The sequence below is a fragment of the Sphingomonas sp. LC-1 genome (genome assembly GCF_025371035.1).
Taxonomy (GTDB): Bacteria; Pseudomonadota; Alphaproteobacteria; order Sphingomonadales; family Sphingomonadaceae; genus Sphingomonas; species Sphingomonas sanguinis_E.
Window position 1 is genome coordinate 120,087 of record NZ_JANZXB010000006.1, and the last position, 22,920, is coordinate 143,006.

28 protein-coding genes and 2 tRNA genes are annotated in these 22,920 nt (G+C 67.5%); 6 read left to right on the forward strand and 24 right to left on the reverse strand.

What is annotated here, in order from left to right:
* Positions 1-10 precede the first annotated feature (10 nt).
* From NZL82_RS10440 to NZL82_RS10450, 3 genes are all read left to right on the forward strand, one after another.
* Positions 11-86: transfer RNA gene (locus NZL82_RS10440), tRNA-Ala, on the forward strand.
* 80 nt (positions 87-166) lie between these two features.
* A complete protein-coding gene (locus NZL82_RS10445) occupies positions 167-922 on the forward strand; it encodes an NUDIX domain-containing protein (protein ID WP_314732884.1) in 756 nt (251 codons plus the stop codon).
* Complete coding sequence (locus NZL82_RS10450; RefSeq protein WP_261269703.1) at positions 922-1,653, forward strand: extensin family protein; 732 nt, start codon at positions 922-924, stop codon at positions 1,651-1,653. Before NZL82_RS10445 ends, NZL82_RS10450 begins: the two co-directional genes overlap by 1 nt.
* A 19-nt stretch (positions 1,654-1,672) precedes the next feature.
* On the opposite strand, the gene NZL82_RS10455 is transcribed toward NZL82_RS10450, so the two are convergent.
* The 4 genes from NZL82_RS10455 to NZL82_RS10470 all read right to left on the reverse strand — a co-directional run bounded on the left by NZL82_RS10455 (position 1,673) and on the right by NZL82_RS10470 (position 4,457).
* Positions 1,673-2,230 carry a hypothetical protein gene (locus tag NZL82_RS10455; protein ID WP_261269814.1) on the reverse strand — a complete coding sequence of 186 codons (558 nt, stop codon included), beginning with the start codon at positions 2,228-2,230 and terminating at the stop codon, positions 1,673-1,675.
* A 293-nt stretch (positions 2,231-2,523) separates the two neighbouring features.
* Positions 2,524-2,790, reverse strand: a complete 267-nt coding sequence (locus NZL82_RS10460; protein ID WP_261269704.1) for a hypothetical protein — start codon at positions 2,788-2,790, stop codon at positions 2,524-2,526.
* A 64-nt stretch (positions 2,791-2,854) separates the two neighbouring features.
* Positions 2,855-3,634, reverse strand: coding sequence for a transglutaminase family protein (locus NZL82_RS10465; protein ID WP_261269705.1), 780 nt, complete (start codon positions 3,632-3,634; stop codon positions 2,855-2,857).
* 76 nt (positions 3,635-3,710) lie between these two features.
* A complete protein-coding gene (locus NZL82_RS10470) occupies positions 3,711-4,457 on the reverse strand; it encodes a Bax inhibitor-1/YccA family protein (RefSeq protein ID WP_261269706.1) in 747 nt (248 codons plus the stop codon).
* Between the two features lie 123 nt (positions 4,458-4,580).
* Here NZL82_RS10470 and thpR point away from each other — a divergent pair, with 123 nt between their 5' ends.
* From thpR to NZL82_RS10485, 3 genes are read left to right on the forward strand one after another with little or no spacing between them, the layout of a single operon-like run.
* Positions 4,581-5,135 carry an RNA 2',3'-cyclic phosphodiesterase gene (gene thpR, locus NZL82_RS10475; RefSeq protein WP_261269707.1) on the forward strand — a complete coding sequence of 185 codons (555 nt, stop codon included), beginning with the start codon at positions 4,581-4,583 and terminating at the stop codon, positions 5,133-5,135.
* A gap of 42 nt (positions 5,136-5,177) precedes the next feature.
* Positions 5,178-5,714 (forward strand): superoxide dismutase family protein, encoded by a 537-nt coding sequence (locus NZL82_RS10480; RefSeq protein WP_261269708.1) that lies wholly within the window; start codon positions 5,178-5,180, stop codon positions 5,712-5,714.
* 17 nt (positions 5,715-5,731) lie between these two features.
* Positions 5,732-6,394 carry an HAD-IA family hydrolase gene (locus NZL82_RS10485; protein ID WP_261269709.1) on the forward strand — a complete coding sequence of 221 codons (663 nt, stop codon included), beginning with the start codon at positions 5,732-5,734 and terminating at the stop codon, positions 6,392-6,394.
* Between the two features lie 204 nt (positions 6,395-6,598).
* On the opposite strand, the gene NZL82_RS10490 is transcribed toward NZL82_RS10485, so the two are convergent.
* From NZL82_RS10490 to gspE, 20 genes are all read right to left on the reverse strand, one after another.
* Complete coding sequence (locus NZL82_RS10490; RefSeq protein WP_261269710.1) at positions 6,599-6,952, reverse strand: iron-sulfur cluster assembly accessory protein; 354 nt, start codon at positions 6,950-6,952, stop codon at positions 6,599-6,601.
* Between the two features lie 2 nt (positions 6,953-6,954).
* Complete coding sequence (locus NZL82_RS10495) at positions 6,955-7,413, reverse strand: SUF system Fe-S cluster assembly protein (RefSeq protein ID WP_261269711.1); 459 nt, start codon at positions 7,411-7,413, stop codon at positions 6,955-6,957.
* Positions 7,410-8,615, reverse strand: coding sequence for an aminotransferase class V-fold PLP-dependent enzyme (locus NZL82_RS10500; protein ID WP_261269712.1), 1,206 nt, complete (start codon positions 8,613-8,615; stop codon positions 7,410-7,412). The genes NZL82_RS10495 and NZL82_RS10500 overlap by 4 nt, the downstream gene beginning before the upstream one ends.
* Positions 8,612-9,691, reverse strand: a complete 1,080-nt coding sequence (locus NZL82_RS10505; RefSeq protein ID WP_261269713.1) for a SufD family Fe-S cluster assembly protein — start codon at positions 9,689-9,691, stop codon at positions 8,612-8,614. The genes NZL82_RS10500 and NZL82_RS10505 overlap by 4 nt, the downstream gene beginning before the upstream one ends.
* Entirely contained in the window at positions 9,688-10,440 is a 753-nt protein-coding gene (gene sufC / locus NZL82_RS10510; RefSeq protein WP_175312552.1) for a Fe-S cluster assembly ATPase SufC, read from the reverse strand. The genes NZL82_RS10505 and sufC overlap by 4 nt, the downstream gene beginning before the upstream one ends.
* Entirely contained in the window at positions 10,427-10,678 is a 252-nt protein-coding gene (locus tag NZL82_RS10515) for a hypothetical protein (RefSeq protein ID WP_261269714.1), read from the reverse strand. Before NZL82_RS10515 ends, sufC begins: the two co-directional genes overlap by 14 nt.
* Positions 10,675-12,138: a Fe-S cluster assembly protein SufB gene (gene sufB, locus NZL82_RS10520; protein ID WP_007404490.1), complete on the reverse strand. Its 1,464-nt coding sequence runs from the start codon at positions 12,136-12,138 to the stop codon at positions 10,675-10,677. Before sufB ends, NZL82_RS10515 begins: the two co-directional genes overlap by 4 nt.
* The gene (locus tag NZL82_RS10525) at positions 12,138-12,593 is read right to left on the reverse strand and encodes an SUF system Fe-S cluster assembly regulator (protein WP_261269715.1); all 456 of its coding nucleotides are present in this window, start codon (positions 12,591-12,593) and stop codon (positions 12,138-12,140) included. The genes sufB and NZL82_RS10525 overlap by 1 nt, the downstream gene beginning before the upstream one ends.
* A 225-nt stretch (positions 12,594-12,818) precedes the next feature.
* Positions 12,819-13,865 carry a Glu/Leu/Phe/Val dehydrogenase family protein gene (locus tag NZL82_RS10530; protein ID WP_261269716.1) on the reverse strand — a complete coding sequence of 349 codons (1,047 nt, stop codon included), beginning with the start codon at positions 13,863-13,865 and terminating at the stop codon, positions 12,819-12,821.
* A 132-nt stretch (positions 13,866-13,997) separates the two neighbouring features.
* Positions 13,998-14,074, reverse strand: a tRNA-His gene (locus tag NZL82_RS10535).
* A gap of 48 nt (positions 14,075-14,122) precedes the next feature.
* Entirely contained in the window at positions 14,123-14,845 is a 723-nt protein-coding gene (gene gspN / locus NZL82_RS10540; protein WP_261269717.1) for a type II secretion system protein N, read from the reverse strand.
* A complete protein-coding gene (locus NZL82_RS10545; RefSeq protein ID WP_261269718.1) occupies positions 14,845-15,318 on the reverse strand; it encodes a type II secretion system protein M in 474 nt (157 codons plus the stop codon). Before NZL82_RS10545 ends, gspN begins: the two co-directional genes overlap by 1 nt.
* Positions 15,315-16,397 carry a type II secretion system protein GspL gene (gspL, locus tag NZL82_RS10550; RefSeq protein ID WP_261269719.1) on the reverse strand — a complete coding sequence of 361 codons (1,083 nt, stop codon included), beginning with the start codon at positions 16,395-16,397 and terminating at the stop codon, positions 15,315-15,317. Before gspL ends, NZL82_RS10545 begins: the two co-directional genes overlap by 4 nt.
* Positions 16,397-17,386: a type II secretion system minor pseudopilin GspK gene (gene gspK / locus NZL82_RS10555; protein ID WP_261269720.1), complete on the reverse strand. Its 990-nt coding sequence runs from the start codon at positions 17,384-17,386 to the stop codon at positions 16,397-16,399. The genes gspL and gspK overlap by 1 nt, the downstream gene beginning before the upstream one ends.
* Positions 17,379-18,146 (reverse strand): type II secretion system minor pseudopilin GspJ, encoded by a 768-nt coding sequence (gene gspJ / locus NZL82_RS10560; RefSeq protein ID WP_405051365.1) that lies wholly within the window; start codon positions 18,144-18,146, stop codon positions 17,379-17,381. Before gspJ ends, gspK begins: the two co-directional genes overlap by 8 nt.
* Entirely contained in the window at positions 18,146-18,499 is a 354-nt protein-coding gene (gene gspI, locus NZL82_RS10565) for a type II secretion system minor pseudopilin GspI (RefSeq protein WP_261269721.1), read from the reverse strand. The genes gspJ and gspI overlap by 1 nt, the downstream gene beginning before the upstream one ends.
* A 160-nt stretch (positions 18,500-18,659) precedes the next feature.
* The gene (locus NZL82_RS10570) at positions 18,660-19,103 is read right to left on the reverse strand and encodes a GspH/FimT family pseudopilin (protein ID WP_261269722.1); all 444 of its coding nucleotides are present in this window, start codon (positions 19,101-19,103) and stop codon (positions 18,660-18,662) included.
* 158 nt (positions 19,104-19,261) lie between these two features.
* The gene (gene gspG / locus NZL82_RS10575) at positions 19,262-19,717 is read right to left on the reverse strand and encodes a type II secretion system major pseudopilin GspG (RefSeq protein WP_261269723.1); all 456 of its coding nucleotides are present in this window, start codon (positions 19,715-19,717) and stop codon (positions 19,262-19,264) included.
* A gap of 17 nt (positions 19,718-19,734) precedes the next feature.
* Positions 19,735-20,958 (reverse strand): type II secretion system inner membrane protein GspF, encoded by a 1,224-nt coding sequence (gene gspF / locus NZL82_RS10580; RefSeq protein WP_261269724.1) that lies wholly within the window; start codon positions 20,956-20,958, stop codon positions 19,735-19,737.
* Positions 20,959-21,330: 372 nt separating this feature from the next.
* Positions 21,331-22,836 (reverse strand): type II secretion system ATPase GspE, encoded by a 1,506-nt coding sequence (gene gspE, locus NZL82_RS10585; protein ID WP_261269816.1) that lies wholly within the window; start codon positions 22,834-22,836, stop codon positions 21,331-21,333.
* Between the last annotated feature and the right edge of the window lie 84 nt (positions 22,837-22,920).

Genomic DNA, 22,920 nt, shown 5'->3' on the forward strand with positions numbered 1-22,920 from the left:
GATATGGGGCGGGGCTGTAGCTCAGATGGGAGAGCGCTGCAATCGCACTGCAGAGGTCAGGGGTTCGATTCCCCTCAGCTCCACCACCCCTTTCACCGGATTGTGCGACGGTGATATTTCCTCCCATCGCTGACATTGTGCGATCCGGCAGGTTGACCTGGCGATGATGCCCGATCCTATTCCCGCCGCTACCCTGATCCTGATGCGCGAAGCGGCGCAGCGTGGGGCGCCGCCCGAAATCCTGATGGTCGAACGCGGCGCGACGCTGGCCTTTCTCGGTGGAGCGATGGTGTTTCCGGGCGGCCGGGTCGATCCCGGCGATCATGCGATGGTCCCTCCCCATGCCCCCGATCCAGACGACAGCGCCGCCCGCATCGCCGCCATTCGCGAAACGATCGAGGAGGTCGGGCTGGCGATCGGGCTGGTGCCCCACCTGGACGACATGACGGTCGCGTCCATCCGCGCGGATCTGGCCCAAGGGCAAGCCTTCGCGGCGGCGCTGACCGAACGGCATGTGGAGATAGACGAGACCGTACTGACCCCCTTCGCCCGCTGGTGCCCCGAGCATGTACCAGTTCGGCGGTTCGATGCGCGCTTCTATCTGGCGGAGGTCCCGCGCGACGCCTCCACGCCCGTTATCGACGGCGGGGAGACCGCGCGGGCCGAATGGCTGACCGCCCGTGCGACGCTCGCGGCGGCGGATCGGGGCGAGATCCATATCATCTTCCCGACCCGGCGGACGCTGGAACGATTGGCGCAGTATGGCGATTTCCTATCCGCGAAGGCCGATGCGCGTGCATGGCCGATCCGGCGGATCATTCCCTTTCAGGCGGAGCGTGACGGCGTGCCATCGATCTGCATACCCGACGATCTGGGCTATCCGATCACCTCGGAACCCCTTTCCGCCGCCAGACGCGGCTGATGCGCGCGTTGCGGCGATGGACGACCCTGTTGGTCGTGATCGCCGGGGCAGCGGTGCTGGCGCTCCTGCTCTGGGGCATGATGCGGCAGCGGCCGCAGGACGTGCCTTGGGCCCCGCTTGACCTCGGTCAGCCGGTGGGACTGTTTACCGGGCGCAAGCTGACCGCCTTGACCCAGGACGCTGCCAAGTGCCGCGGGCTGCTCGACCAGGCGGGGATTGCCTATACCGCGCTGCCTGCGCGAACGCCGGAGGCGCAGTGCGGCTATGACGATGCGGTCCGCTTCGCATCCGGCGGCGCACGCGCGATCGGCTACCGCCCCGCTGCACTGGGCGTCTCCTGCCCAGTCGCCGCCTCGCTCGCGCTTTGGGAGTGGAACAGCGTCCAGCCCGCCGCACGCGCCCTGTTGGGGGCGGAGGTGGTCGCGATCGACCATCTGGGCAGTTACAATTGCCGCCGGATCAATGGGCGGAGTTCCAGCGACTGGAGCGAACATGCCCGCGCCAATGCCGTGGATATTGCGGGATTTCGCTTAAGCGACGGACGCCGGATCAGCGTGGTGCGCGACTGGCGCGATCAGGGCGCGGTGGGGCGCTTCCTCCGCCAGGTCCGCGACGATGCGTGCGATCTGTTCGCAACCACCCTGTCACCCGACTACAATGCGGCCCATGCCGACCATTTCCATCTGGATCAGGCCTATCGCGGGCCGATGGGCTGGCGCGCCTGCCGCTGACGGGCGCGCCGGGATGCGATCAATTGGCCAGCGACGTGCCGTTGCTATCCACCTTTTCCACCCAATGGGGGAAAAAGGCGGGCTGACGGCTCGACCAGCCGGAGGCGGTGGCCGCCGCCTCACTGATCGACTGGAGCAGCTTGCGCCGCAATTCGGGGTGCAGGTGCGGCAGCGCCGCCGCCGCGCAGAAGACCGAGGGAAGCCAAGGGCGAACCTCTGCCCCGATCAGCCGCTCATACAGGAAGCGGAAAGCCGAAAAGCTGGTCAGCCGCCCCTGCCCCAGGTCGAACGCCGCGATAGTCACGGACGAAGCCATGAAAGGCTCCAGCGCCTCCAGGCCGCTGTCCACCGGGATCAGGTGACGGATTTCGGGCAGGTTGCGATACAGCCGGGCCTGGGCGCGGATGCTTGCCGCTTCGACCACATCGCGCGACCAGCGCGCCATCGCATCCTCGCGGTCCAGCCCGATGTCGAGCGAGCGGCGGATGTAACGCTGCGTCGCTGCGGCGAAGCCCGCAAACTCCTTCATCTCGGCCAATGTCATCGTGCCTTCGGCCGGTCGGTTCCTCGATCCCATATCCTTTACCCCGCCCATCGTAACTACCCGATCATCCTGCGCCAATTAGGTTAACGCAACGCTGAACGGGCCTTAGGCAAACGACCACGAAATTCGCCGCGCCGCAACATTGATTGCGACGAACGGTTATCGCGGCAATCATTTTCCACAAAGGCCGGAAAAATAGAGGCAAAAGGGATGCAGGCCGTCTTCATGGTCACGCGGCCGGAAATCGAACGGCCCAGCCACCCCCGGGCCGGGCGGAGTAGGAGGCCAGAGGCCGTTCCTCCGCCCGGATCGCAGGATCAGCGATCCTATTCCTTGAAGCCGGACGATTCCGCCGGGCCATCGCGGCCAGGCTGGGTGATGGAGGGCGGATCGCTGGCGTCCATCGATTCGTCGAGGCTTTCGTCGAGCTGTGCGTCGACATCCTCGGGGTTCTTCGCCAGACCGCCGGCAATGTCCGGGTCCTGCCCGGCATCCTGCTCGGGCGGACGCGGACGGTTGCCCTGTTCGGCCTGTTCGCCGCCCGGCGCCACCGATACGCTGTCGAGCGCGCGGTCGTCGATGCTGTCGTTCATGTCACTTCCCCATCACGAGTGGACCGGACCAACGAGCCAGCCCGCGCAAGCGTTCCTGCCCGCTTCAGTCGAGACGGCGGACGACCACCCGTTGATCGCAAAGCTGCGCCTCGCCGAAGACGGTCATAAAGGCGATGTCGGTCGCATCCCGACCGACGCAGACGCGCGCAATCTCGTCGGCGCGGGCCATGCCGGTCGCGTCCACCAGATGCCAGCTCCCCTCCAGCCACAATTCCGCAACCGCATGGAAATCGGGCGGATCGACGCCGGGCGCATAGGCCGAGACGCAGCGTGCCGGAATCTCCGCCGCGCGTGCCAGCGCGACGAGCAGATGGGCATAGTCGCGGCACACGCCGCTGCGCATCCCGAAGGTATCGAGCGCGGTGGTCAGTCCGCTCGAACTGCCTGATTGATAAGTCAAACGGGTCGAGACCCATTCGATCAGCGCCGCCGCCATCGCCCCGCCCGACAGACCCGCGAAACGCCGCCGCACAAACCCCTCCAGCCGGTCGGACTCGCAATAGCGGCTGGGCAGCAGATAGGGGATGAGATCGCCGGTCAGCGCCCGCGCCGGGGTCGGCCGCATGGCGTCCAGTCGCAGGACCGGTCGCGCAATCTCCACCACCGCTTCATAGCGCGCCATCAGGGCATGGTCCGCACGCACCCAGCATCGCTGTCCGATGCCCTCCTCGCCCGTCACCGCAGTGACGCCGTGGTCGGACCAGATGGTCAGCGCCTGATGCTCCAGCCGCTGATCCGCCATCGCCGCCACCTCGATCTGGAGCAGAATATCGGCGGCCTCGCGAAGGCCATAGTCCAGCGTGACTTCGATCGACAGGCGCATGGGCCATGTTCCTTCCACGAAAAAAGGCCCGGCGGACACACCGCCGGGCCCCATGTCCAAATCCGTTACCTGACGATCAGTCGCGGCTGGAGCCGAACAGACGCAGGATGAACAGGAACATGTTGATGAAGTCGAGATACAGGCTCAACGCCGACATGATGACCACGCGGTCCTGCATCGACGTGCCGCGCACCTGATAATACATTTCCTTAGTCCGCTGCGTGTCATAGGCCGTCAGACCGGCGAACAGCAGCACGCCGACGAAGCTGATGACCAGCGCCATCGTACCCGACTGAAGGAAGATGTTGATCACGCTGGCGACGATCAGGCCGACCAGACCGATGATCAGAAAGGTGCCGAACGCCGACAGGTCACGCTTGGTGGTATAGCCATAGAGGCTGAGCGCCGCGAAGCCCGCCGCCGTCGCGAAGAACGCGCCAGCGATCGAACCGCCGCTATAGACCAGGAAGATGGTCGACAGCGACAGACCCATGACGACCGCGAATGCCCAGAACAGCATCTGCATCGTCGAGGTCTTCATCCGGTTGACGCCCATGCTCAGCGCGAACACGAAGCCGAGCGGCGCGAACATGATGACATATTTGAGCGGACCGCCGTTCAGGAAGACCTGCGCGGCCATGCTGTCGCGCCCGCCCCATGCGAAGAGCAGCGCGACGATACCCGTCAGCAGCACACCCGACGTCATGTAGTTATAGACGGACAGCATGTACGAGCGCAGACCCGCATCATAGGCGGTCGAGCCTGTGGTGGCTGTGGTACCGAACGGCGCGGCGCTCGGCCGTGGATCAGACCAGTTTGCCATGGTGAAACATTGCTCCTTTGCCCGGCCAGATGCCGGTTACGCGAAATATCGTCCCGTTCGTGACTCATTTCAAGCGGGAGAGGTTCCCGTCGCGCCGACAGAGTGCGATAGACATGTTTTGTCATGCTTCGCCTGTTCGTCGCCCTTCGCCCGCCCCCTGCCATTCGCGACCTGCTGTCCGACGTCATGGACGGCGTGCCGCAGGCCCGGTGGCAGGATGACGATCAGCTTCACCTGACGCTGCGCTTCATCGGCGAAGTCGATCGCCCGGTGGCGGAGGATGTCGCCGCCGCGCTAGGCCAGGTCCATGCCCCCGCACCCGTCGTCCGGATTTCGGGGGTCGGGGTGTTCGATCATCGCGGTCGGGTCGACACCCTATGGGCCGATGTCAGCCCGCAGGATGCGCTGGCGCACCTGCATCGCAAGGTGGATCAGGCCTGCGTGCGGGCCGGCCTGCCGCCGGATTCGCGTGCCTATCGCCCGCATGTCACGCTGGCCCGGCTGCCGCGCTCCGCGGGCGCCGCCCCCGAGATCGAGGGGTGGCGCGCTGTTCACGCCGGCCTGTCCAGCGCCCCCTTCGCCATGGAGCATATCCTGCTCTATCAAAGTCACCTGGGGCATGGGGGCGCATCCTATGAACCGGTGATGCGTTGGCCGCTCGATACCGGTGGACGATAAGGCCGGACCGCCTATAGTTCTTTCGATCAGGGAGCTTCCGACATGAAATATATCGCATTGATGACCGGCGCCGTAGTCACGCTCGGGCTGGCCGCCTGCGACCAGAACAAGATGGAAACCGGCTCCCCGGTCCCCGGCGGTCCCAGCGCAACCGCCAGCCTACGCACCGGCACCGGTGTCGAGGCCGGACGCGCGACCGCGACCGAGGTGGCGGGCGGGTTGCGCATCACGCTGGACGCGATGAACGTTCCGGCCGGGATGCACGGCGTCCATGTCCACACCGTGGGTCGCTGCGACGCGCCCGACTTCACCACGGCGGGCGGCCACTGGAACCCCACGCAGCGCCAGCATGGCAGCATGAACCCGCAGGGTCCGCATGAGGGCGATATGCCCAACATGACCGTCGGCAATGACGGGCGCGGGACGCTGGGCGTCGTGCTGCCGGGTGCGACCATGGCGGGACTGCTCGATGCGGACGGCTCGGCGATCGTCATCCATGCCGCCGCCGACGACCTGAAGACCGATCCGAGCGGCAATAGCGGCGGCCGCATCGCCTGCGGCGTGTTCCAGGCCAACTGATCCTCGCTGGAGCGCCGATGACCAAAGCCCTGCCGACCCGCGCTTTTGGCGGTTTCCTGTTCGACATGGATGGGACGATCCTGAGTTCGATCGCCTCCGCCGAACGCGCCTGGACCGTCTGGGCGACACGGCAGGGGCTGGACGTCGCGGCGTTCCTGCCGACCATCCACGGGGTTCAGTCGGTCGAGACGATCCGGCGGCTGAACCTGCCCGGCATAGATCCGATCGCAGAAGCGCATGCACTGACCGAGGCGGAGATGCTGGATGTGGACGACGTCGTGCCGATCGGTGGCGCGGCCGCGTTTCTGGCCGCGCTGCCGCCGGATCGCTGGGCCATCGTCACCTCTGCACCCAAGCGGCTGGCGGAGGTACGGCTGAAGGCGGCGGGGCTGCCTTTACCCGGCGTGTTCGTGACGGCGGAGGATGCGGAGCGGAGCAAGCCCGCGCCCGATGGCTTCCTGCTCGGGGCCAAGCGGCTAGGCGTCGCGCCGAAGGATTGCCTGGCCTTCGAAGACGCCCCCGCCGGGATCGCGGCGGCCGAGGCGGCTGGGATGACGGTGGTGGTGATTACCGAGACGCATCGGGGAGCGATGGATACGCCCCATGCGACGGTGGCGGATTATCGCGACCTGGCGGTGGAGTGGGACGGCGCCAGCCTGAAGCTCGAACACCGGGTCTGATCCAACCTGTTCCCCGGCGAAGGCCGGGGTCCAGTTTCTATCCGGCCGAGATGGCGGGATATCGCCGCGTGGGAGGCAGATGCCCCCCGCCATTGAAAAGCCATAGCAACTGGGCCGCAGCTTTTGCCGGGGAACGGGCTAGAGATTGCTTGCCCTCCCCAACCCCGTTCAGCCTGAGCGCGGTCGAAGGCTAAGCCCTCCCCCTCAAACCGTGAAGCTTTCCCCGCACCCGCACGCGCCCTTGGCATTGGGATTCTGGAACACGAAGCCCGCCGTGAAGTCGTCCTCGACCCAATCCATGGTCGACCCGATCAGATACAGGATCGAGCCGCCATCGACGAACAGCGTGCCGCCGGGCGTATCGATCTTCTCGTCGAACGCCTTAGCCTTGGTGACGTAATCCACCGAATAGGCCAGACCCGAGCATCCCCGGCGCGGCGTTGACAGCTTGACCCCGATCGCCCCCTCCGGCGCACGCGCCATCAGGTCGGCGATCCGCGCCTCGGCCGAGGGCGTCAGGTTCAACGCGGCAGGACGCGGGCGGAGTGTGGTCGCCATGGTCAGAGCATCCCCAGTTCGAGCTTGGCGTCGTCCGACATCTTCTGCGGGTCCCAGGGCGGGTCCCAGATCAGGTTGACGTCGGCGGTCGCGATCCCCGGCACGGCCGAGACGCGCAGTTCGACCTCGCCCGGCATCGACTCGGCGACCGGGCAATGCGGGGTGGTCAGCGTCATGGTCACGATCGCATGGCCGCCCTCGGTCACCTCGACGCCGTAGATCAGCCCCAGGTCATAGATGTTGACCGGGATTTCGGGGTCGTAAATGTCCTTCAGCGCGTCAATGATCCCGTCATACAGCGCGCCGCCCGGCTGGGTCGGATCGTCGGCGGTCGGCTTTTGCGAGAGAAAGCCCGACAGATAGTCGCGCTGCCGCTCGGCCGGTGCCTCGACCACGTCCTGCACGCGCGCCTTGGGCGGCTGTGCGACGCTGTCCACTTCCTCGATCTTATAGTCGCTCATCCGAAAATCCTCGTGACCCGCCGGACGCCATCCACCAGCGCCGCGACGTCATCGGGTCCGTTATACACGCCGAAACTCGCCCGCGCGGTGGCGGGCAAGCCGAGCGCCTCCATCAAGGGCTGGGCGCAATGATGGCCCGCCCGGATCGCCACCCGGCTTTCGTCCAATATGGTGCCGATGTCGTGGGGATGAACCCCCTCGACCGCGAAACTGACGATTCCGGCGGAGTCCTCCGGCCCCAGCAGTCGCACCGAATTGATCGCCGACAGCCCCTCGCGCGCCTGCGCGACCAGGGCGGCCTCATGCGCATGGATCGCGTCCAGCCCGATGGCCGACACATAGTCGATCGCGGCATGGAGCCCGAGCGCCCCGACGATATGCGGCGTCCCCGCCTCGAACCGGCCGGGCGGCGGGGCATAGGTCGTCTTCTCGAAGCTCACCCGGTCGATCATCGACCCACCACCCTGATAGGGCGGCATCGCCTCGAGCAGTTCGGGCCGCGCCCACAGCACGCCGATCCCGGTTGGGCCATAGAGCTTGTGGCCCGAGAAGACATAGAAGTCGCAGTCGAGCGCCTTCACATCGACCGCGATGCGCGGCACCGCCTGGCACCCATCGAGCAGGATCTTCGCGCCAACCCGATGCGCCAGATCGGCCGCACGACGCCCGTCGAGCACCGATCCCAGCACATTCGACACATGGCCCAGCGACACCAGCTTATGCGCCGGGGTCAGCATCCGCGCCATCGCGTCCAGATCGATGCGGTGATCGTGCGTCAGCGGCAGCACGTCGATCGCGACGCCCAGCCGCTCGGCGACCATCTGCCACGGCACGATGTTGGAATGATGCTCCAGCATCGACAACAGGATACGGTCGCCCGCCTTTAGGTTCGTAGCGGCCCAGCATTGCGCGACGAGGTTGATCCCCTCGGTCGCGCCGCGCGTGAAGACGATCTCGTTCGCCGATCCCGCCCCGATGAACCGCGCCGTCGCCTCGCGCGCCGCCTCATAGGCGAGCGTCATGTCGGCCGAACGCTGATAGACGCCGCGATGCACCGTGGCGTAGCTGGTGTCATAGGCGCGGGTGATCGCGTCGATGACGGCCTGCGGCTTCTGTGCGGTCGCGGCGGTGTCGAGATAGGCCCAGCCGTCCGGGATGGCGGGGAAATCCGCCACCCGGTCGAGAGGCGCGGCGCTCGTCAAAGCGCCGCCTCCAGCCAGGCGTCCGCGTCCGCCGCAAAGGCCTCGCGCACCACCTCGTTACCGATCCGGTCGATCGCGTCCGCTACGAAGGCACGGGTCAGCAGCGCCTGTGCGCGGGGCTTCGGAATGCCGCGGCTCTGCATGTAGAACAGCGCCTTGGCATCGAGTTCGCCCACGGTCGCGCCGTGCGCGCACTTCACGTCGTCGGCGAAGATTTCCAGCTCGGGCTTGAGGTTCACCGTCGCGGTCCGCTGGAGCAGCAGGCCGCGAAGCGACTGTTCGCCATCGGTCTTCTGCGCATCACGCGCCACTTCGACACGTGCAGCGAGGCTCGCCTGACTGCGATCGGCAGCAACCGCGCGCCACAACTGATGGCTCTGGCCGTTCAGCGCGGCATGGCGCAGGCCCACCGCGCACTCCTGCTTCAATTCGCCCTTGGTCAGCAGCGCACCACCGAACTCGGCATAAGCACCGTCGCCGGTCTGGGTGATCCCACCGTCGATCCGCGCGCCCATATTCCCCGCCGCCAGGAAGGTTGCGGTCAGGCTCGCGCCCTCGCCCAGCTCGGCTTCCTCGCGCAGCGACACGAAGCCGTCGTCCTGCAACAGCCGCACCGCGCGCATCAGCCGCGCCGATGCGGCGAGCTTCAGCCGCGTCAGCCGGTTGGTCCAGCCGCGCCCGACATAGGTCTCATAGACCTGCGCCGCCGCATCCTCGGCCAGAACGATCTCGGCGGGCAGATGGTTGGCCGCGCCGCTGGCGACATGGACGATCTGTACGGGCTCCGCGACCGCGTCACGCTCCAGCCGCAGCGACCAGCCGCGCCCAAGCGCTTGGCGACCCAACGGATGATCGCTCGCGTCGATCTGGGTCAGCTGGACCGGGCCGAGGCTGCTGGCGCTTTCATCCAGCACGCCGTCGACGAACAGCAACCGCGCGCCCGGCAGATCGAGGAAGCGATCCGCGCCCGCCACCGGCACCGCCCGCTCGCTCTCCGCCGCGCGGCGAAGCGCATCGATATCGGCCCAGCGCCAGGCCTCCTCACGCGTGGAGGGGAGTTCCAGCGTGGTGGTCACGCCGCCGCTCCCTCGACGCCCGCATAGCCCTCACGCTCCAGCTCGAGCGCGAGTTCGGGGCCGCCCGAACGCACGATGCGGCCATCGGCCAGCACATGCACCCGGTCAGGCTGCACATAGTCGAGCAGTCGCTGATAATGGGTGATCAGCAGCACCGCCTTATCGGGCGCGCGCATGATGCGGTTGATGCCGTCGCCCACGATGCGCAGCGCGTCGATGTCGAGGCCGGAGTCCGTCTCGTCCAGGATCGCGAACTTGGGGTTCAGGATGCCCATCTGGACCATCTCGTTGCGCTTCTTCTCGCCGCCCGAGAAGCCGACATTGACCGGACGCTTGAGCATGTCCTGGTTCAGCCCCAGCCCATCGGCCTGTGCACGGGCGAGCTTCAGGAACTCGGCGCCGGACAGTGGCTTTTCGTCACGCTGCCCGCGCTGCGCGTTCAGGCTCTCGCGCAGGAACTGGACGTTGGACACGCCGGGGATTTCGACCGGGTACTGGAAACCCAGGAACAGGCCCGCAGCGGCGCGCTCGTTCGGCTCCAGTTCGAGAAGGTCGACGCCGTCGAACGTCACCGAACCCTCGGTCACTTCGTAACCCGGACGCCCGCCCAGCACATAGCCCAGCGTCGACTTGCCCGCGCCGTTGGGGCCCATGATCGCATGGACTTCGCCCGCATTCACCTCAAGCGTCAGGCCCTTGAGGATCGGCTTGCCGTCAATCTCGGCGTGGAGGTTTTCAATTTTCAGCATTTGCGACCATCAGCTTGGAAGGCCGTCGTCCAGCCTTCTTGTTCAGGAAAAGTAGTATTGGGGCAAAATAGAAAAATGCAGCTACGATTGCCCAAACGAGCATGCCTTCCGATGTACTTTCAGCGCTAAATTCCGGCCACAATGGAATTTCCAAAGTGACCACACTCCAAAGCAGAATTGGAAGGGCTACAGCCAACCATAAAATTGCCACGGACCAGAAAGCGACGAAGCGTATCACCCCACGCTCCCCTCCAGCGAAATCCCCAGCAGCTTCTGCGCTTCGACCGCGAATTCCATCGGCAGCTGCTGCAGCACCTCGCGCGCAAAACCGTTGACGATCAGCGCGACCGCCGCTTCCTGGTCCAGCCCACGGCTCATCGCATAGAAGAGCTGGTCCTCGCTGATCTTGCTGGTTGTCGCCTCATGCTCGATCTGCGCGCTGGGGTTCTTCACCTCGATATACGGCACGGTATGCGCGCCGCACTGGTCGCCCAGCAACAGGCTGTCGCACTGGGTGAAGTTGCGAACATTCTCGGCGGTCGCCGCCACGCGGACAAGGCCGCGATAGGTGTTGTCCGAACGCCCGGCCGAAATCCCCTTCGACACGATGGTGGAACGGGTATTCTTGCCCAGATGGATCATCTTGGTGCCGGTATCGGCCTGCTGGCGATTATTGGTCACCGCGACCGAGTAGAACTCGCCGACCGATCCGTCGCCCGCCAGCACACAGGACGGGTATTTCCACGTCACCGCCGAGCCGGTTTCGACCTGGGTCCACGACACCTTGCTATTCTTGCCCTGACACAGCGCCCGCTTGGTGACGAAATTGTAGATGCCACCGACGCCATTCTCGTCGCCCGGATACCAGTTCTGGACGGTCGAGTACTTGATCTCGGCATCGTCCAGCGCGACCAGCTCGACGACCGCCGCGTGCAGCTGGTTCTCGTCGCGCATCGGCGCGGTGCAGCCTTCGAGATAGGAGACATAGGCCCCCTTGTCCGCGACGATCAGCGTGCGCTCAAACTGGCCGGTATTCTCCGCGTTGATGCGGAAATAGGTCGACAGCTCCATCGGGCAGCGAACGCCCTCGGGGATGTAGACGAAAGTGCCGTCGGAGAAGACCGCCGAGTTGAGCGTCGCGAAGTAGTTATCGCGCTGCGGCACGACCTTGCCCAGCCACTTGCGGACCAGATCGGGATATTCCTTGATCGCCTCGGAGATCGACCGGAAGATGACGCCTGCCGCTTCCAGCTCCTTGCGGAAGGTGGTCGCGACGGACACCGAGTCGAACACCGCGTCGACCGCGACCTTGCGCGCACCCTCCACGCCCGCCAGCACTTCCTGCTCGGCGATGGGGATGCCCAGCTTTTCGTAGGTGCGGCGAATCTCGGGGTCGAGCTCGTCCAGCGACGCGATCGTCTTTTTCTGCTTGGGCTCCGCGTAGTAATACGCGTCCTGATAGTCGATCGGCGGGATGTTGAGCTTGGCCCAGTCGGGCGTCTCCAGCGTCTGCCACAGGCGAAACGCCTTCAGCCGCCAGTCGAGCATCCATTCGGGCTCGCCCTTCTTGGCCGAGATATAGCGGACCGTATCCTCGCTCAGCCCCTTGGGCGCGAAGTCCTGCTCGATCTCGGTGGCGAAGCCCCACTCATACTTCTTGTTGGCGGCGGCGAGCGCCTCTGCGTTTTTCGTGGCCATCAGGCGAATACCCCCGGACGCAGATCGGCGCCCATCACTTGCGATTCAACAGGATCGGCGGCGAGCGTCGCGAGCGTCACCCCGGAAAAGGCGGCGCGTACCGCCTGATTGACGACATGCCAATGCGGCCGGACGCGACATTGCATTTCCAGGCCGCAGTCATGCGCGGCGCCCTCGACACAGGCGGTCAGCGCGATCGGGCCGTCCACCGCCTCGACGATGTCGGCCAGGCTGATCGTATCGGCATCGCGGGCGAGGCGGATGCCGCCGCCGGTGCCGCGTGTGCTCTCTATCAGGCCAGCGCCCGCCAGACGGCTGACCAGCTTCTGCGCGGTGGGCAGCGGCACGCCCGTCTGGCCGGCCAGCAGGGTCGCATTGCTCCGCCCACCGGCACCTTCGCGCGCGGCGGCGGTCATCATCACGACCGCGTAATCGGCTAGGCTGGAAAGGCGCATGAACTCCCAATCGGATGGATTTGGTCCGATTGGCAAATGGGCGTGAGGGGCCGGTTCGTCAACCGCGAATACGTACGGGATTTTCGATCGGTGTGAGTGAAATCCTCCCCGGCACGGGGAGGGGGACCGCCGCGAAGCGGTGGTGGAGGGGTGTCGCCGCTGATGGGGACACCCCTCCGTCAGTCCTTCGGACTGCCCCCGCCCCGGGGAGGGGGGGAATTAAAGTCAGCGCCCGATCAGGCCTTGTGCGATCTCGTCCGCCACGTCCGAGGCCGGATGGCCCGTCTCGGCCGACCGCTGCCACACCTGTTCCAGCCGCTCGGGGATCTTGGCGATGCGCGCCATGACCTCGGCCGCGTCGCCCTGGCCCAGATATTCCAAGCCGACATTGATAATGCCGCCCGCGTTGATGACGTAATCAGGGGCATAGAGGATGCCCGCTTCCGCCACGCGTGCGCCGTCCTCGCGGGTCGCCAGCTGGTTGTTGGCGCCGCCCGCGACGACCTTCGCCTTCAGCCGCTGGATCGAATCGGCGGTCAGCACCGCGCCCAGTGCATTGGGGCTGACCAGATCGACATCGGCGAACAGGATCTCGTCGGCCGAGGCAACGCTCGCGCCCAGTTCCGCCGCCATCGCTTCGGCGCGGGCCTGGTCGACGTCGGCGATGGTCAGCACCGCGCCGTCCTTGGCCAACAGCTTGGCCAGACCGCCACCGACCGAGCCGACGCCCTGGATCGCGACGCGGACGCCCTTCATGTCGGTCGCGCCCAGTCCGCGCTTGGCGGCGGCCTTGACGCCCAGATAGACGCCGTGCGCGGTGTAGGGGCCGGGATCGCCGCCCGCCGCGCCGCTCGCGACCGGCAGGCCGGAGACATAGCGGGTCTGGGTCGCGATGACCTTCATCCGCTCCTCGGACATGCCCACGTCCTCGGCGGTGACGTAACGGCCACCCAGCGATTCGACCGCGCGGCCGAATGCCTCGAGCTGCGCGGTGGTGATGACGTCACCCGGCTTGGCCGCAAGCACCACGCCCTTGCCACCGCCCAGCGCCAGGCCGGCCATCGCATTCTTATAGCTCATGCCGCGCGACAGGCGCAGCGCGTCGGTGATGGCGAGCGCGGGGGTGGCATAATGCCAGAAGCGCGCACCGCCCGCCGCCGGGCCGAGATGGGTGGAATGCACCGCGATCACCGCCTGCAACCCCGATGCGGGATCGGTGAACAGATGCACGCCTTCATGCGCGTCGAAATCGGGAAAGCCCCAGTTCGTCATGCTCGTCCTTCGGTCCGACAAAAGCGGAACCGGACCGAGTCTTCCGATCCGGCCACCCTATCGGTGAGGATTTAGGGGGGACACGGGCACGAAAGGGGCCGGTGCCGTGGCCAGAGAAATGGCCGGGAAGAATGGGGCGACCGACGGGACTTGAACCCGCAACTTCCGGCATCACAAGCCGGCGCTCTAACCAATTGAACTACGGTCGCCGCGAAGGCTTGCGCCCCTAAACGGGATGACGGCCTTTCGTCAAGCGGTCAAAAGCGCCCTTCCGCCGAAAGTCGGTATCCACCGCCCGAGCCCGCGACGAAACCGAGTTGCTCCAGCCGCGCCGCTGCCGCCGGATCGCCGGGCGTCAGGACCAGATCCGCGGTGTAGCGACCATCGGGGCGGATGCGCAGGTTCACCGCCTCCGTACCCCCCTGCCCCGTCATCGGCAGCAGCAATGCCCCCGCCTCGCACCGGGCATTGCCCATCATCATCGGGGGCAAGGGCAGGCCGCCCGCCTCGCCCGCCACCGTCGCCCGGACACGACCGCCCGCCTCCTCGCACACGCCGTCGCGGAAGCGGACGGTCACATCCTCCAGCATCAGCGTCGTGACGGGGAGCGGCGCAAACAAGGCGGCAGCGGGCAGGCTGGCGGTGACGCCATCGATTCCCATGGCATGACGGCTGATCGTCGCCGCGCCGATGATCGGACGGCCATCGACCCCGGCCCCCTCGAACGCCAGACGCGCCCGTCCCAGCAGCAGCGCAAGGGGTGAGAGCGAGACGCGCAGATCGCCCAGCGCAACCTGCCCGAACCGCGCCTCCAGCAGGCTGCCACCCCAGATGGTACCGCCGACGCGCCGCGCGCTCAGCCCTTCGTCGGCAAGGCCCGTCGCACCCAGCGCCAGCCGCATGGGCAGAAAGACGATCAGCGCGACGACCAGCATCGCCGCGAACAACACCGAGGGTCGCGTAGTAAGCCGCAAGCGCATCATACCACCCGCGTCCGCAGGAGCAGCGCCACGCCGACCGTGCGGTCGCCATTATCGGTCAGCGTCGCCTGTTCGACCAGCACCCCGCCCCGCTCCAGCCGGGCAAGCCACGGCGTCAGCGCGGCGGGCCGGGCCGCGGCGATCTGCGCACGAACCCGACCAGGGCCATCCTCGGTCAGCGCGGACAGGGTAAAGCCTGCCTGCTCCGCCGACACCCGCACCGTGTCGGCCAGCGTTCCCGACAAAGCGGCCGGACGGCGGCGGCGCTGGCGCAGTTCGTCCGCGATGGCCTCCGCCTCGCCCAGTCGGATAACCGCATCGGCATGGCGTTCGCGCGCGCTCGACAAGCCGTCGCCCATGGGCCGCAAGATGCCGCCCCATATGATCGTGACGATCAGCAGTGCGGCCATGACCAGCAACAGCCGCTTCTCGCGGGTCGAACGCCCATCGAACCAGAGCCTCAACGCCCTCATCGTGCGCGCACCGTAAATTCTCCCGTGATCCGGCCATTCGCCGCGACGAAGGTGCTCGGCTGGACCGTGAAGCCCTGCGCCTCGACCGCGCGCTTCAGGTCGGTGGCCAGCGCCTCGCGGTCCACCGCCACGCCCAGCCTTATGTCGCCGGTCGGCTGGAAATCCATCGCGGTCAACTCGCTGCCGGGCACGCTGCGCACCGCCGAAAAGACCGCTGCCGCCGTCCGGCTGAACCCCTGGCCCGGACCGCGCACCGCCGCCAGACGTTCGGTCAGTTGCCGGTCGGCATCGACCAGCGTCTCGCCACGGGGCAGCGCGGTGCGGGCGACCTGTTCGATCTTCGCCTCGGTCGCGTCGGCGGCGAAGCTGTATTTGGTCCAGCGCACCAGATCGATCGCCAGCGTCACCGCGACGATCGCCAGCCCCAGCCAGCCGAGCCGCCGCACCAGCCGCCAGTCGATCGCAAAGCTCCGCCGCCGCGCGAACACCCCCTGTCTCAGGTCGAGCGCGGGCGCCGCCACCGCCACACTCAGCGCGCTTTCGATCCCGTCGGCGTCGAGATCGACGAGCGGCTCCTCACCCGTGACGATCTCGGTAAAGCCCGGTTCGTCGGCAAAACCCGACGCGCGCCCGCGCACTACGCCCTGCCCGGCGAGGTCGCCGCGAACATAGCCTTGCTCGGGGCGCGGCAGCAGCAAGGGCGCGGGCACCACCGCGACCGGATCGATCCCCTTGCCCGCCAACAGGCTGAGCCATACCGCCATCGCGCCGCGATTGACGATGCCGATTGCCCGGCTCCCCGCCTCGTCCTCGCCGACCGCGACATGGAGTTCGTCCATCGGCGCGGCGCTGACCTCCGCCGCCAGCAATCGCGCGGCGGCAGCCGCCTGCGCGGTCGAGCGGGCAGGAATCTCTGCCCAGTGCAGCGACACCGCATCGGCGGGCGCGACCGCGATCACCTCGCCGTCGCCTTGCGGGAGGCCCTCGCCGGCGGCGGCGACGCGCGCATCCTCGATCCGCATCCAGCGATAGTCGCCGCCCTCGCCCGGCGGCAGGAACAGGAGGTTGGTCGCACTCATCACTCTTCCCCCCATCTCCGCGCCACCAGTCGCGGCGGCAGTCGCGACGCATCGACCAGGGCGCGTTCGTTGACCTGGACGCTGCCCAGCGTCACGTCGATCCGCAGATCGAACCAGCGGGTCGTCGTCGCCACCCCGCCCGCGCCGCTCGCCCCCGGTATCTGCGCCCAGAAAGCGCTCGCGTCCGCATAGCCTTGCGGCGGGCGACGCAAAAGGGCCTGAGCGATGCCGGCGGGCGAAATCGTGTCGATCTGCGCCATCGCGACGAGCGGCGCCTGCTCGGGCGCCAAGGTGTTGATGTTGACGCTGGTCGGCTTCGCCTCGGGCAAGGTGCATATCCAGGGGCGCAGCGTGGCATAGAGTTCCGGCGTGACGCCGTTGACCATCCGCAACTCGCTGACATCCGCCATCATGGCGCCACCGGTCCGGTAAGGCGGATCGCGTGCCAGATACAGCGCATCCTCCGCCCCGCCCCCTTGCGGATTCTGGTCGCTGTCGATCCAGTCGGAGGTCGCCGTCGCCACCTGCACCGCGACCTGATCGGGGATGCCGAGCAGCCGCATCAGCCGGCCGAAATGCGCGACCTCGACCGCGTTGCCGATCAGCACGCCGGGCTGACCGGGAATGGGTTGCGCCAGCCCGTTCAGGTTGAAGCAGTTGCCGCCATCGGTCACGCGCGCCACCGCCGTTACGCCGCCCGCCCCATCGCCCAGCGGCAGCGCGAAGGGCCGATCGCTCCACCCGCCGAGCAGCGAGACCTTGCCTTGGGCGCGTTCCAGCAGATCGCCGATGCGGATGATCGCCAGCGCCTCCGCCGCATAGGCATATCCGCGCGCCTGCTCGATCGCCACCGCATTGCCGCCGAGCCGGGTCGACAGCCGCAGCTTCTCCAGCGCGGTCGCGGCCAGCACCGCGATCACCGCGACGAGGATCAGGACGGTCAGCAGAGCCGCTCCGCGTTCGCCCGGACCGGGCCGGGGCTCAGCCATTGGGTGTCGCGGTCGGGCTGGGGGTCGGAGAGCTGCTCGGCGACATCCCATTCGGCACGCTGACATAGCCGGTGCCGATGAGGAACAATTGCCGGAAGATCATGCCGTCATCGCGAACGATCGTGACCTCCGCCGCCTGGGGCAGCGCGACGCCCGCTTGCCCCTGCCACTGGTCGAGCCATGCGCCGCCAAACCGATAGCGCAGATGCAGTTCACGGACATGGTCCATCAGCGCGGCGGGCTCCATCGGCGCGGCCCCGTCGAGCAGCGGCCAGGCGACCCGCTCCAGAACGTCACCGTTCAGGCGATAGGCGACTTTCTGCAATGACGGCCGCGGTGCGGCGTCGAGGTTGCTCCAACCGGCACGCACCAACCGCATCGCATCGGGCCCGGCGACCATGGCGGGGGTCTGTACGCCGCCTTCGTCGCGGGTCGGCCGGTCGACTGCCTGTGCCAGGTCGGCGGACAGGATCGCGGTCGTCCGGCTGACCGCCGACATCGCGTCGAGCTTCTGGCCCGTCACCGCTTGCGCCCGCACGCTCAACGACAGGATCGCCACGGCGGCGGCGGCCAGCATCGAGAAGATGAGCAACGCCACCATGACCTCGACCAGGGTGAAGCCGTTGGAATGGGTGCCACACCGGCGAAGGCCGGGATCCCGTTGCCGTGCGGAATGAGGCGCGCAGCGACATTTGCCCGCCCTTTCAAGGTCCGCCGAAGCTGGACCCCAGCCTTCGCCGGGGTGGTGCAAGGTGAACATCACGATGCCGCCACCCCGATCGCCGCCGTCGCCATCGGCGGACGCACCATCGTCATCCGGCCGACAATGCTCCCCCCGGCATTGGCGACCGCGACATCGATCCGCACCACGCGCGCATCGCCTGTCCCGCTGACGATCCGGGTCCATTTCCAGCTTCGCCCGCCATTCACCTCCGCGCCGCTGGTCCGCCCTAGCGCGGGCGCCTGCGGGTCGGTGACGGCCGAGATCGCGACATTGCGCGCGACCATCTGGGCCACCAGCGTCTCGTCGAGAATCGAGGCACCCCGGATCGTCGCGCTCTCCAGCCGGACGAGCGCCATCGCCGCCAGGCTGAACACCGCCAGCGCGACCATGATCTCGATGAGGGTAAAGCCATCCTCCCCGGCACGGGGAGGGGGACCATCCGAAGGATGGTGGAGGGGGCGGGCCGCATAGCGTGCCCCTCGTGGAAGCCCCCCTCCGTCAGGCCTTTGGTCTGCCACCTCCCCGTGCCGGGGAGGATTGAAACGCCCCTCAACCATCGACCCGCACCGTGCCGTCGGCGCCGATCCGGACAATGCTGCTCGCCCGCTCGCGGGTCAGGCGGAGTTCGACCGGGCGATCGGCCAGCCCCGTCACGTCAAAGGTGATCCGCACCCGCCCGCTCGCATCGGGGATCAGGGCCTGGGTGCCGTCCTCCCATTGGGCGACGCGCAACGGCTTGGCGGTCATCGGGCTCCACGCGCCGTCCGTTCGCCGGTCGAAGCCATAGCCGCCGCGCGTCACCCAGATGCTGACCGGCGAAGCCTCGACCACCGCCACGTCATGCGCGGCGCGGACGCGCGCGGCGAAACGCAGCGCCTCGTCGGTCACGCGTCCGCGTCGATCGGGCAGCGACCAGACCGCGATGGCGGAGGCGAGGCCAATCACGGTGATGACGACCATCAGCTCAACAAGGGTAAAGCCCCGCTCCCTCAATCGGTTCGCACTGAGCGAAGTCGAAGTGCATGGGGGGAGGGCTCGGCTTGGCCTTCGACTCCGCTCAGGCTGAACGGAGGATTGGGATGAGGTCCCTCGCCTCACCACGCGCAGGCCCCGCCCGCCGCCGTTCCCGGCATCCAGGCGGGCGGCCTTGCTCACTTATCCCAGTTGCCGATATCGGCGTTGATCCCCTCGCCGCCTTCCTTGCCGTCGGCGCCGTAAGTCCAGACATCCGCCTCGCCATGCTGGCCGGGCGAAGCATAGAGATACGGACGGCCCCAGGGGTCGTCGGGCAGCTTCTTCAGATACCCACCCTTCTGATAGCGCGACGGATCGGCGAGGCCGGCGGGCATCGACACCAGCGCCGGAAGGCCCTGCGACGTCGTCGGGAAGGTCAGGTTCTGCAGCTTGTAGAGCTCCAGCCCGCCCTCGATCTGCGCGATGTCGGCCTTGGCCTTCTGCACGCGCGCAGTATCGCCCGAGGGAAGCACGTTCAGCGCGACGATCGTCGCCAGCAGGCCGATGATGACGATGACGACCATCAACTCGACCAGCGTGAAGCCGTTGGCGGGGCGCTTGCGGCGGATCCGCCGGGGGGTGGGGTTACGCATCAACTTGTCCTCATGGGCTATTGTCCCGCCAGCGTGTTGAGCTGGAGGATGGGCAGCAGGATGGATAGCACGATCGTCGCGACCACGCCGCCCATCACGACGATGATCGCCGGTTCCAGAAGCGACAGCGCGGTGGCGGTGAAGCGGTCGAACTCGCGTTCCAGATAGTCGGCAGCGCGCTCCAGCATCTCGTCCAGCCGCCCCGCCGCCTCGCCGCTCGCCGCCAGATAGGTGAGCAGCGGCGGAAACACCCCCGCCCGCCGCATCGCCGCCGACAGGCTGCCACCGCCCCGGATCGCATCGACGATCGCATCGGACGCGACGCGCAGGCGGCGGTTGTGAATGGTTCCGGCGGTCAGGGTTAGCCCTTCGAGCAGCGGCAGGCGGCTCGCCACCATCGTCCCCAGGGTACGCGCCATCCGCGCAGCGTGCAGATCGCGCAGCAACCGCCCCAGCAGCGGCAGCTTCAGCAGCCAGGTGTCGAAGGACAGCCGGATCGACGGCACCTTCAGCGCCCGCCAGAAACCGATGCCCGCGACCACCGCGACGCCCAGCATCAGCCACCACCAGCCGACCAGCAGGTCCGAAACCCCGATCACCATGCGCGTCAGGAACGGCAATTCCTGCCCGACCGTATCGAACTGCTCGACCACCTGTGGCACGACGAACATCATCAACGCGGTGACGACGCCCAGCGCGACGATGGCGAGGATCGTCGGATAGGCGAGCGCGGTGATCAGCTTGCCACGAATCTCCGCCTGCCGCTCCAGCAGCGCGGCGAGCCTTTCGAGGATCGTCGGCAAAGTCCCCGAACTCTCCCCCGCAGCAACCATCGCGCGGTAGAGCGGCGGGAAACTCTTGGGCTCGCGCGCCATGGCGTCGGCCAGGCGGCGGCCTTCGGTCACGCCTTGATGCACTGTGGAAACGATGGCGCGCACCCGCTCCTGTTCGGTCTGCCGGGTGATGGTGCGCAGGGACTCTTCCAGCGGCGAGACGCGGTTGAGCGTCGCGAGTTGGCGGGTGAACAGCGTCAGTTGCTTGACCGACATGCGCGCCCGGCCGAGCTTCAGCCCGAAGAGCGGGCGGCGTTCGGCGGTATCGCCGCTGCCCGGCTTGACCGAGACGACATAAAGCCGCTGCTTCTCCAGCGCGGCGCGGGCGGCGTCGCTGGTTTCGGCAGGGATGAACCCACGCCTCTCCGCGCCCTTGGTATCGATAGCGACATAGTCGAACCCGGCCATGTCAGTGCCTCACCCCATGACACCGCACCACCCCGGCGAAGGCCGGGGTCCAGTTGCGGTGAGGTATATGGGATCGAGATTTTATCTCACGCGAAGCCGCGAAGCCGCGAAGAGAAGATGGGTTCGCGCAGGGGCGCAGAGGACGCAGAGGTGTCTGGCGCGCGGCAGCGCTCTGTTCTTTCAACCGAGCGAAAGATGACGGCCGCTGGCGCGGCGAAGACAACCTCTCTGCGCCCTCCGCGCCTCTGCGCGAACACGCCCTTCTTCTTCGCGGCTTCGCGGCTTCGAGTGAACCCGAATTCGTGACGCATGGCGACTGGACCCCGGCCTTCGCCGGGCTGGAGGATCGTGATGGGACGATAGACACCCTCCTCACCCCGCGTCGGAGTCGCGGCGGGACACGCGGATGGCTTCTTCCGCCGTCGTCACGCCATCCAGCACCAGCGCGCGCGCCGCCGCCGCCAGCGGTTGCTGTCGGGCAAAGGCATGGGCCGCGATGGCCTGTTCGTCGCCGCCCTCGTTGATCAGCCGCCGGATCGTGTCGTCGACGCGCACCGCCTCGTACACGCCGGTCCGCCCCTTATACCCGGTGCCGTTGCACTGCGGACAGCCGACCGCCTCATACACGATCGCCTTGTTCTCGATCCCGAGCAGCGGTGCCACCGTATGCTTGGCCTTCACCGGCCGCTTGCACGCCGGGCACAGCCGCCGCACCAGCCGCTGCGCGATGACGGCGCGCAGGGTCGAGGCGAGCAGGAACGGTTCGACCTTCATGTCGCGCATCCGGGTGATCGCGCCGACCGCGTCGTTGGTGTGCACGGTCGACAGCACCAGATGCCCGGTCAGCGACGCCTGCACCGCGATCTCGGCAGTTTCGCGGTCGCGGATTTCGCCGACCATCACCACGTCCGGGTCCTGACGCAGGATCGCACGCAATCCGGCCGCGAAGGTCAGGCCGACCTTGGCGTTGACCTGGGTCTGCCCCACCCCCTCGACCGCATATTCGACCGGGTCCTCAACGGTCAGGATGTTGCGGCTGCCATCGTTGAGCAGGCGGAGCGCGGCATAGAGGCTGGTCGTCTTGCCCGAGCCCGTAGGCCCAGTGACCAGGATGATGCCGTTGGGCTCGCTGAGCGCCTCGCGCAGCAGCGCGTACATGGCCGGGTTCATCCCCAGCGCGTCGAGGTCGATCCCGGCATTCTCCTTGTCGAGGATACGCAGCACCACCCGCTCGCCCGCCCGGCTGGGCAGGGTCGAGACGCGCACGTCGAGCAGCTTGCCGCCCAAAGTCAGCGCCATGCGCCCGTCCTGCGGCACACGGCGTTCGGCGATGTCGAGCCGCGCCATGACCTTGATACGGCTGACCACCACGGGCGCGACATGCGGCGGCATGCGCAGCGTCTCGCGCAGCACGCCATCGATCCGCATCCGCACGACCAGGCCGGTCTCGTAGGGCTCGATATGGATGTCCGACACGCCGTTGCGCGCGGCGTCGGCGATGATGCCGTTGATCAGACGGATGGCAGGCGCGTCGTCGGCGGTGTCGAGCAGGTCCTCGGCGGTCGGGATGCCGTCGGCCAGCATGTCCAGCTCGTCGCCCATGCCCACCGCCGCGATCGCGGTCGCCTGTCCGTCCATCGCATAGGCGTCGGACAGAAGGCGGTCGAAAGCGGGCGCCTCGACCCGTGCAACGGCGAAGGGGCGGCCGATATGGCGGCGCAGTTCGATCAGCGCACGTGGGTCCGCCCCGTCGCGCAATGCTATGGTCAGCGGGTCCGCGGCCTGCACCACCGTGCCGAACTTGCGCGCATAGGCATAGGGGATGGTCAGCGGCGCGACCAGCTCCAGCGCCTCTACCGTTTCCTCCACCGGCGACATGGGCAAGGCATCGCCGCCACCGACGGGCTCGGCGGCCCCCAGCGGCAGGGGGACCATATCCCCGGAAGAGACGGATTGCGGCTC

What these genes read in the sequence shown, in the direction of transcription:
- NZL82_RS10445 (WP_314732884.1), top strand. Translation starts at nt 167, where the DNA reads ATGCCCGATCCTATTCCCGCCGCTACCCTGATCCTGATGCGCGAAGCG.
- NZL82_RS10450 (WP_261269703.1), top strand. Translation starts at nt 922, where the DNA reads ATGCGCGCGTTGCGGCGATGGACGACCCTGTTGGTCGTGATCGCCGGG.
- NZL82_RS10455 (WP_261269814.1), bottom strand. Translation starts at nt 2,230, where the DNA reads ATGGGATCGAGGAACCGACCGGCCGAAGGCACGATGACATTGGCCGAG.
- NZL82_RS10460 (WP_261269704.1), bottom strand. Translation starts at nt 2,790, where the DNA reads ATGAACGACAGCATCGACGACCGCGCGCTCGACAGCGTATCGGTGGCG.
- NZL82_RS10465 (WP_261269705.1), bottom strand. Translation starts at nt 3,634, where the DNA reads ATGCGCCTGTCGATCGAAGTCACGCTGGACTATGGCCTTCGCGAGGCC.
- NZL82_RS10470 (WP_261269706.1), bottom strand. Translation starts at nt 4,457, where the DNA reads ATGGCAAACTGGTCTGATCCACGGCCGAGCGCCGCGCCGTTCGGTACC.
- thpR (WP_261269707.1), top strand. Translation starts at nt 4,581, where the DNA reads ATGCTTCGCCTGTTCGTCGCCCTTCGCCCGCCCCCTGCCATTCGCGAC.
- NZL82_RS10480 (WP_261269708.1), top strand. Translation starts at nt 5,178, where the DNA reads ATGAAATATATCGCATTGATGACCGGCGCCGTAGTCACGCTCGGGCTG.
- NZL82_RS10485 (WP_261269709.1), top strand. Translation starts at nt 5,732, where the DNA reads ATGACCAAAGCCCTGCCGACCCGCGCTTTTGGCGGTTTCCTGTTCGAC.
- NZL82_RS10490 (WP_261269710.1), bottom strand. Translation starts at nt 6,952, where the DNA reads ATGGCGACCACACTCCGCCCGCGTCCTGCCGCGTTGAACCTGACGCCC.
- NZL82_RS10495 (WP_261269711.1), bottom strand. Translation starts at nt 7,413, where the DNA reads ATGAGCGACTATAAGATCGAGGAAGTGGACAGCGTCGCACAGCCGCCC.
- sufC (WP_175312552.1), bottom strand. Translation starts at nt 10,440, where the DNA reads ATGCTGAAAATTGAAAACCTCCACGCCGAGATTGACGGCAAGCCGATC.
- sufB (WP_007404490.1), bottom strand. Translation starts at nt 12,138, where the DNA reads ATGGCCACGAAAAACGCAGAGGCGCTCGCCGCCGCCAACAAGAAGTAT.
- NZL82_RS10525 (WP_261269715.1), bottom strand. Translation starts at nt 12,593, where the DNA reads ATGCGCCTTTCCAGCCTAGCCGATTACGCGGTCGTGATGATGACCGCC.
- NZL82_RS10530 (WP_261269716.1), bottom strand. Translation starts at nt 13,865, where the DNA reads ATGACGAACTGGGGCTTTCCCGATTTCGACGCGCATGAAGGCGTGCAT.
- gspN (WP_261269717.1), bottom strand. Translation starts at nt 14,845, where the DNA reads ATGCGCTTGCGGCTTACTACGCGACCCTCGGTGTTGTTCGCGGCGATG.
- NZL82_RS10545 (WP_261269718.1), bottom strand. Translation starts at nt 15,318, where the DNA reads ATGAGGGCGTTGAGGCTCTGGTTCGATGGGCGTTCGACCCGCGAGAAG.
- gspL (WP_261269719.1), bottom strand. Translation starts at nt 16,397, where the DNA reads ATGAGTGCGACCAACCTCCTGTTCCTGCCGCCGGGCGAGGGCGGCGAC.
- gspK (WP_261269720.1), bottom strand. Translation starts at nt 17,386, where the DNA reads ATGGCTGAGCCCCGGCCCGGTCCGGGCGAACGCGGAGCGGCTCTGCTG.
- gspJ (WP_405051365.1), bottom strand. Translation starts at nt 18,146, where the DNA reads ATGTTCACCTTGCACCACCCCGGCGAAGGCTGGGGTCCAGCTTCGGCG.
- gspI (WP_261269721.1), bottom strand. Translation starts at nt 18,499, where the DNA reads ATGGTCGCGCTGGCGGTGTTCAGCCTGGCGGCGATGGCGCTCGTCCGG.
- gspG (WP_261269723.1), bottom strand. Translation starts at nt 19,717, where the DNA reads ATGCGTAACCCCACCCCCCGGCGGATCCGCCGCAAGCGCCCCGCCAAC.
- gspF (WP_261269724.1), bottom strand. Translation starts at nt 20,958, where the DNA reads ATGGCCGGGTTCGACTATGTCGCTATCGATACCAAGGGCGCGGAGAGG.
- gspE (WP_261269816.1), bottom strand. Translation starts at nt 22,836, where the DNA reads ATGTCGCCGGTGGAGGAAACGGTAGAGGCGCTGGAGCTGGTCGCGCCG.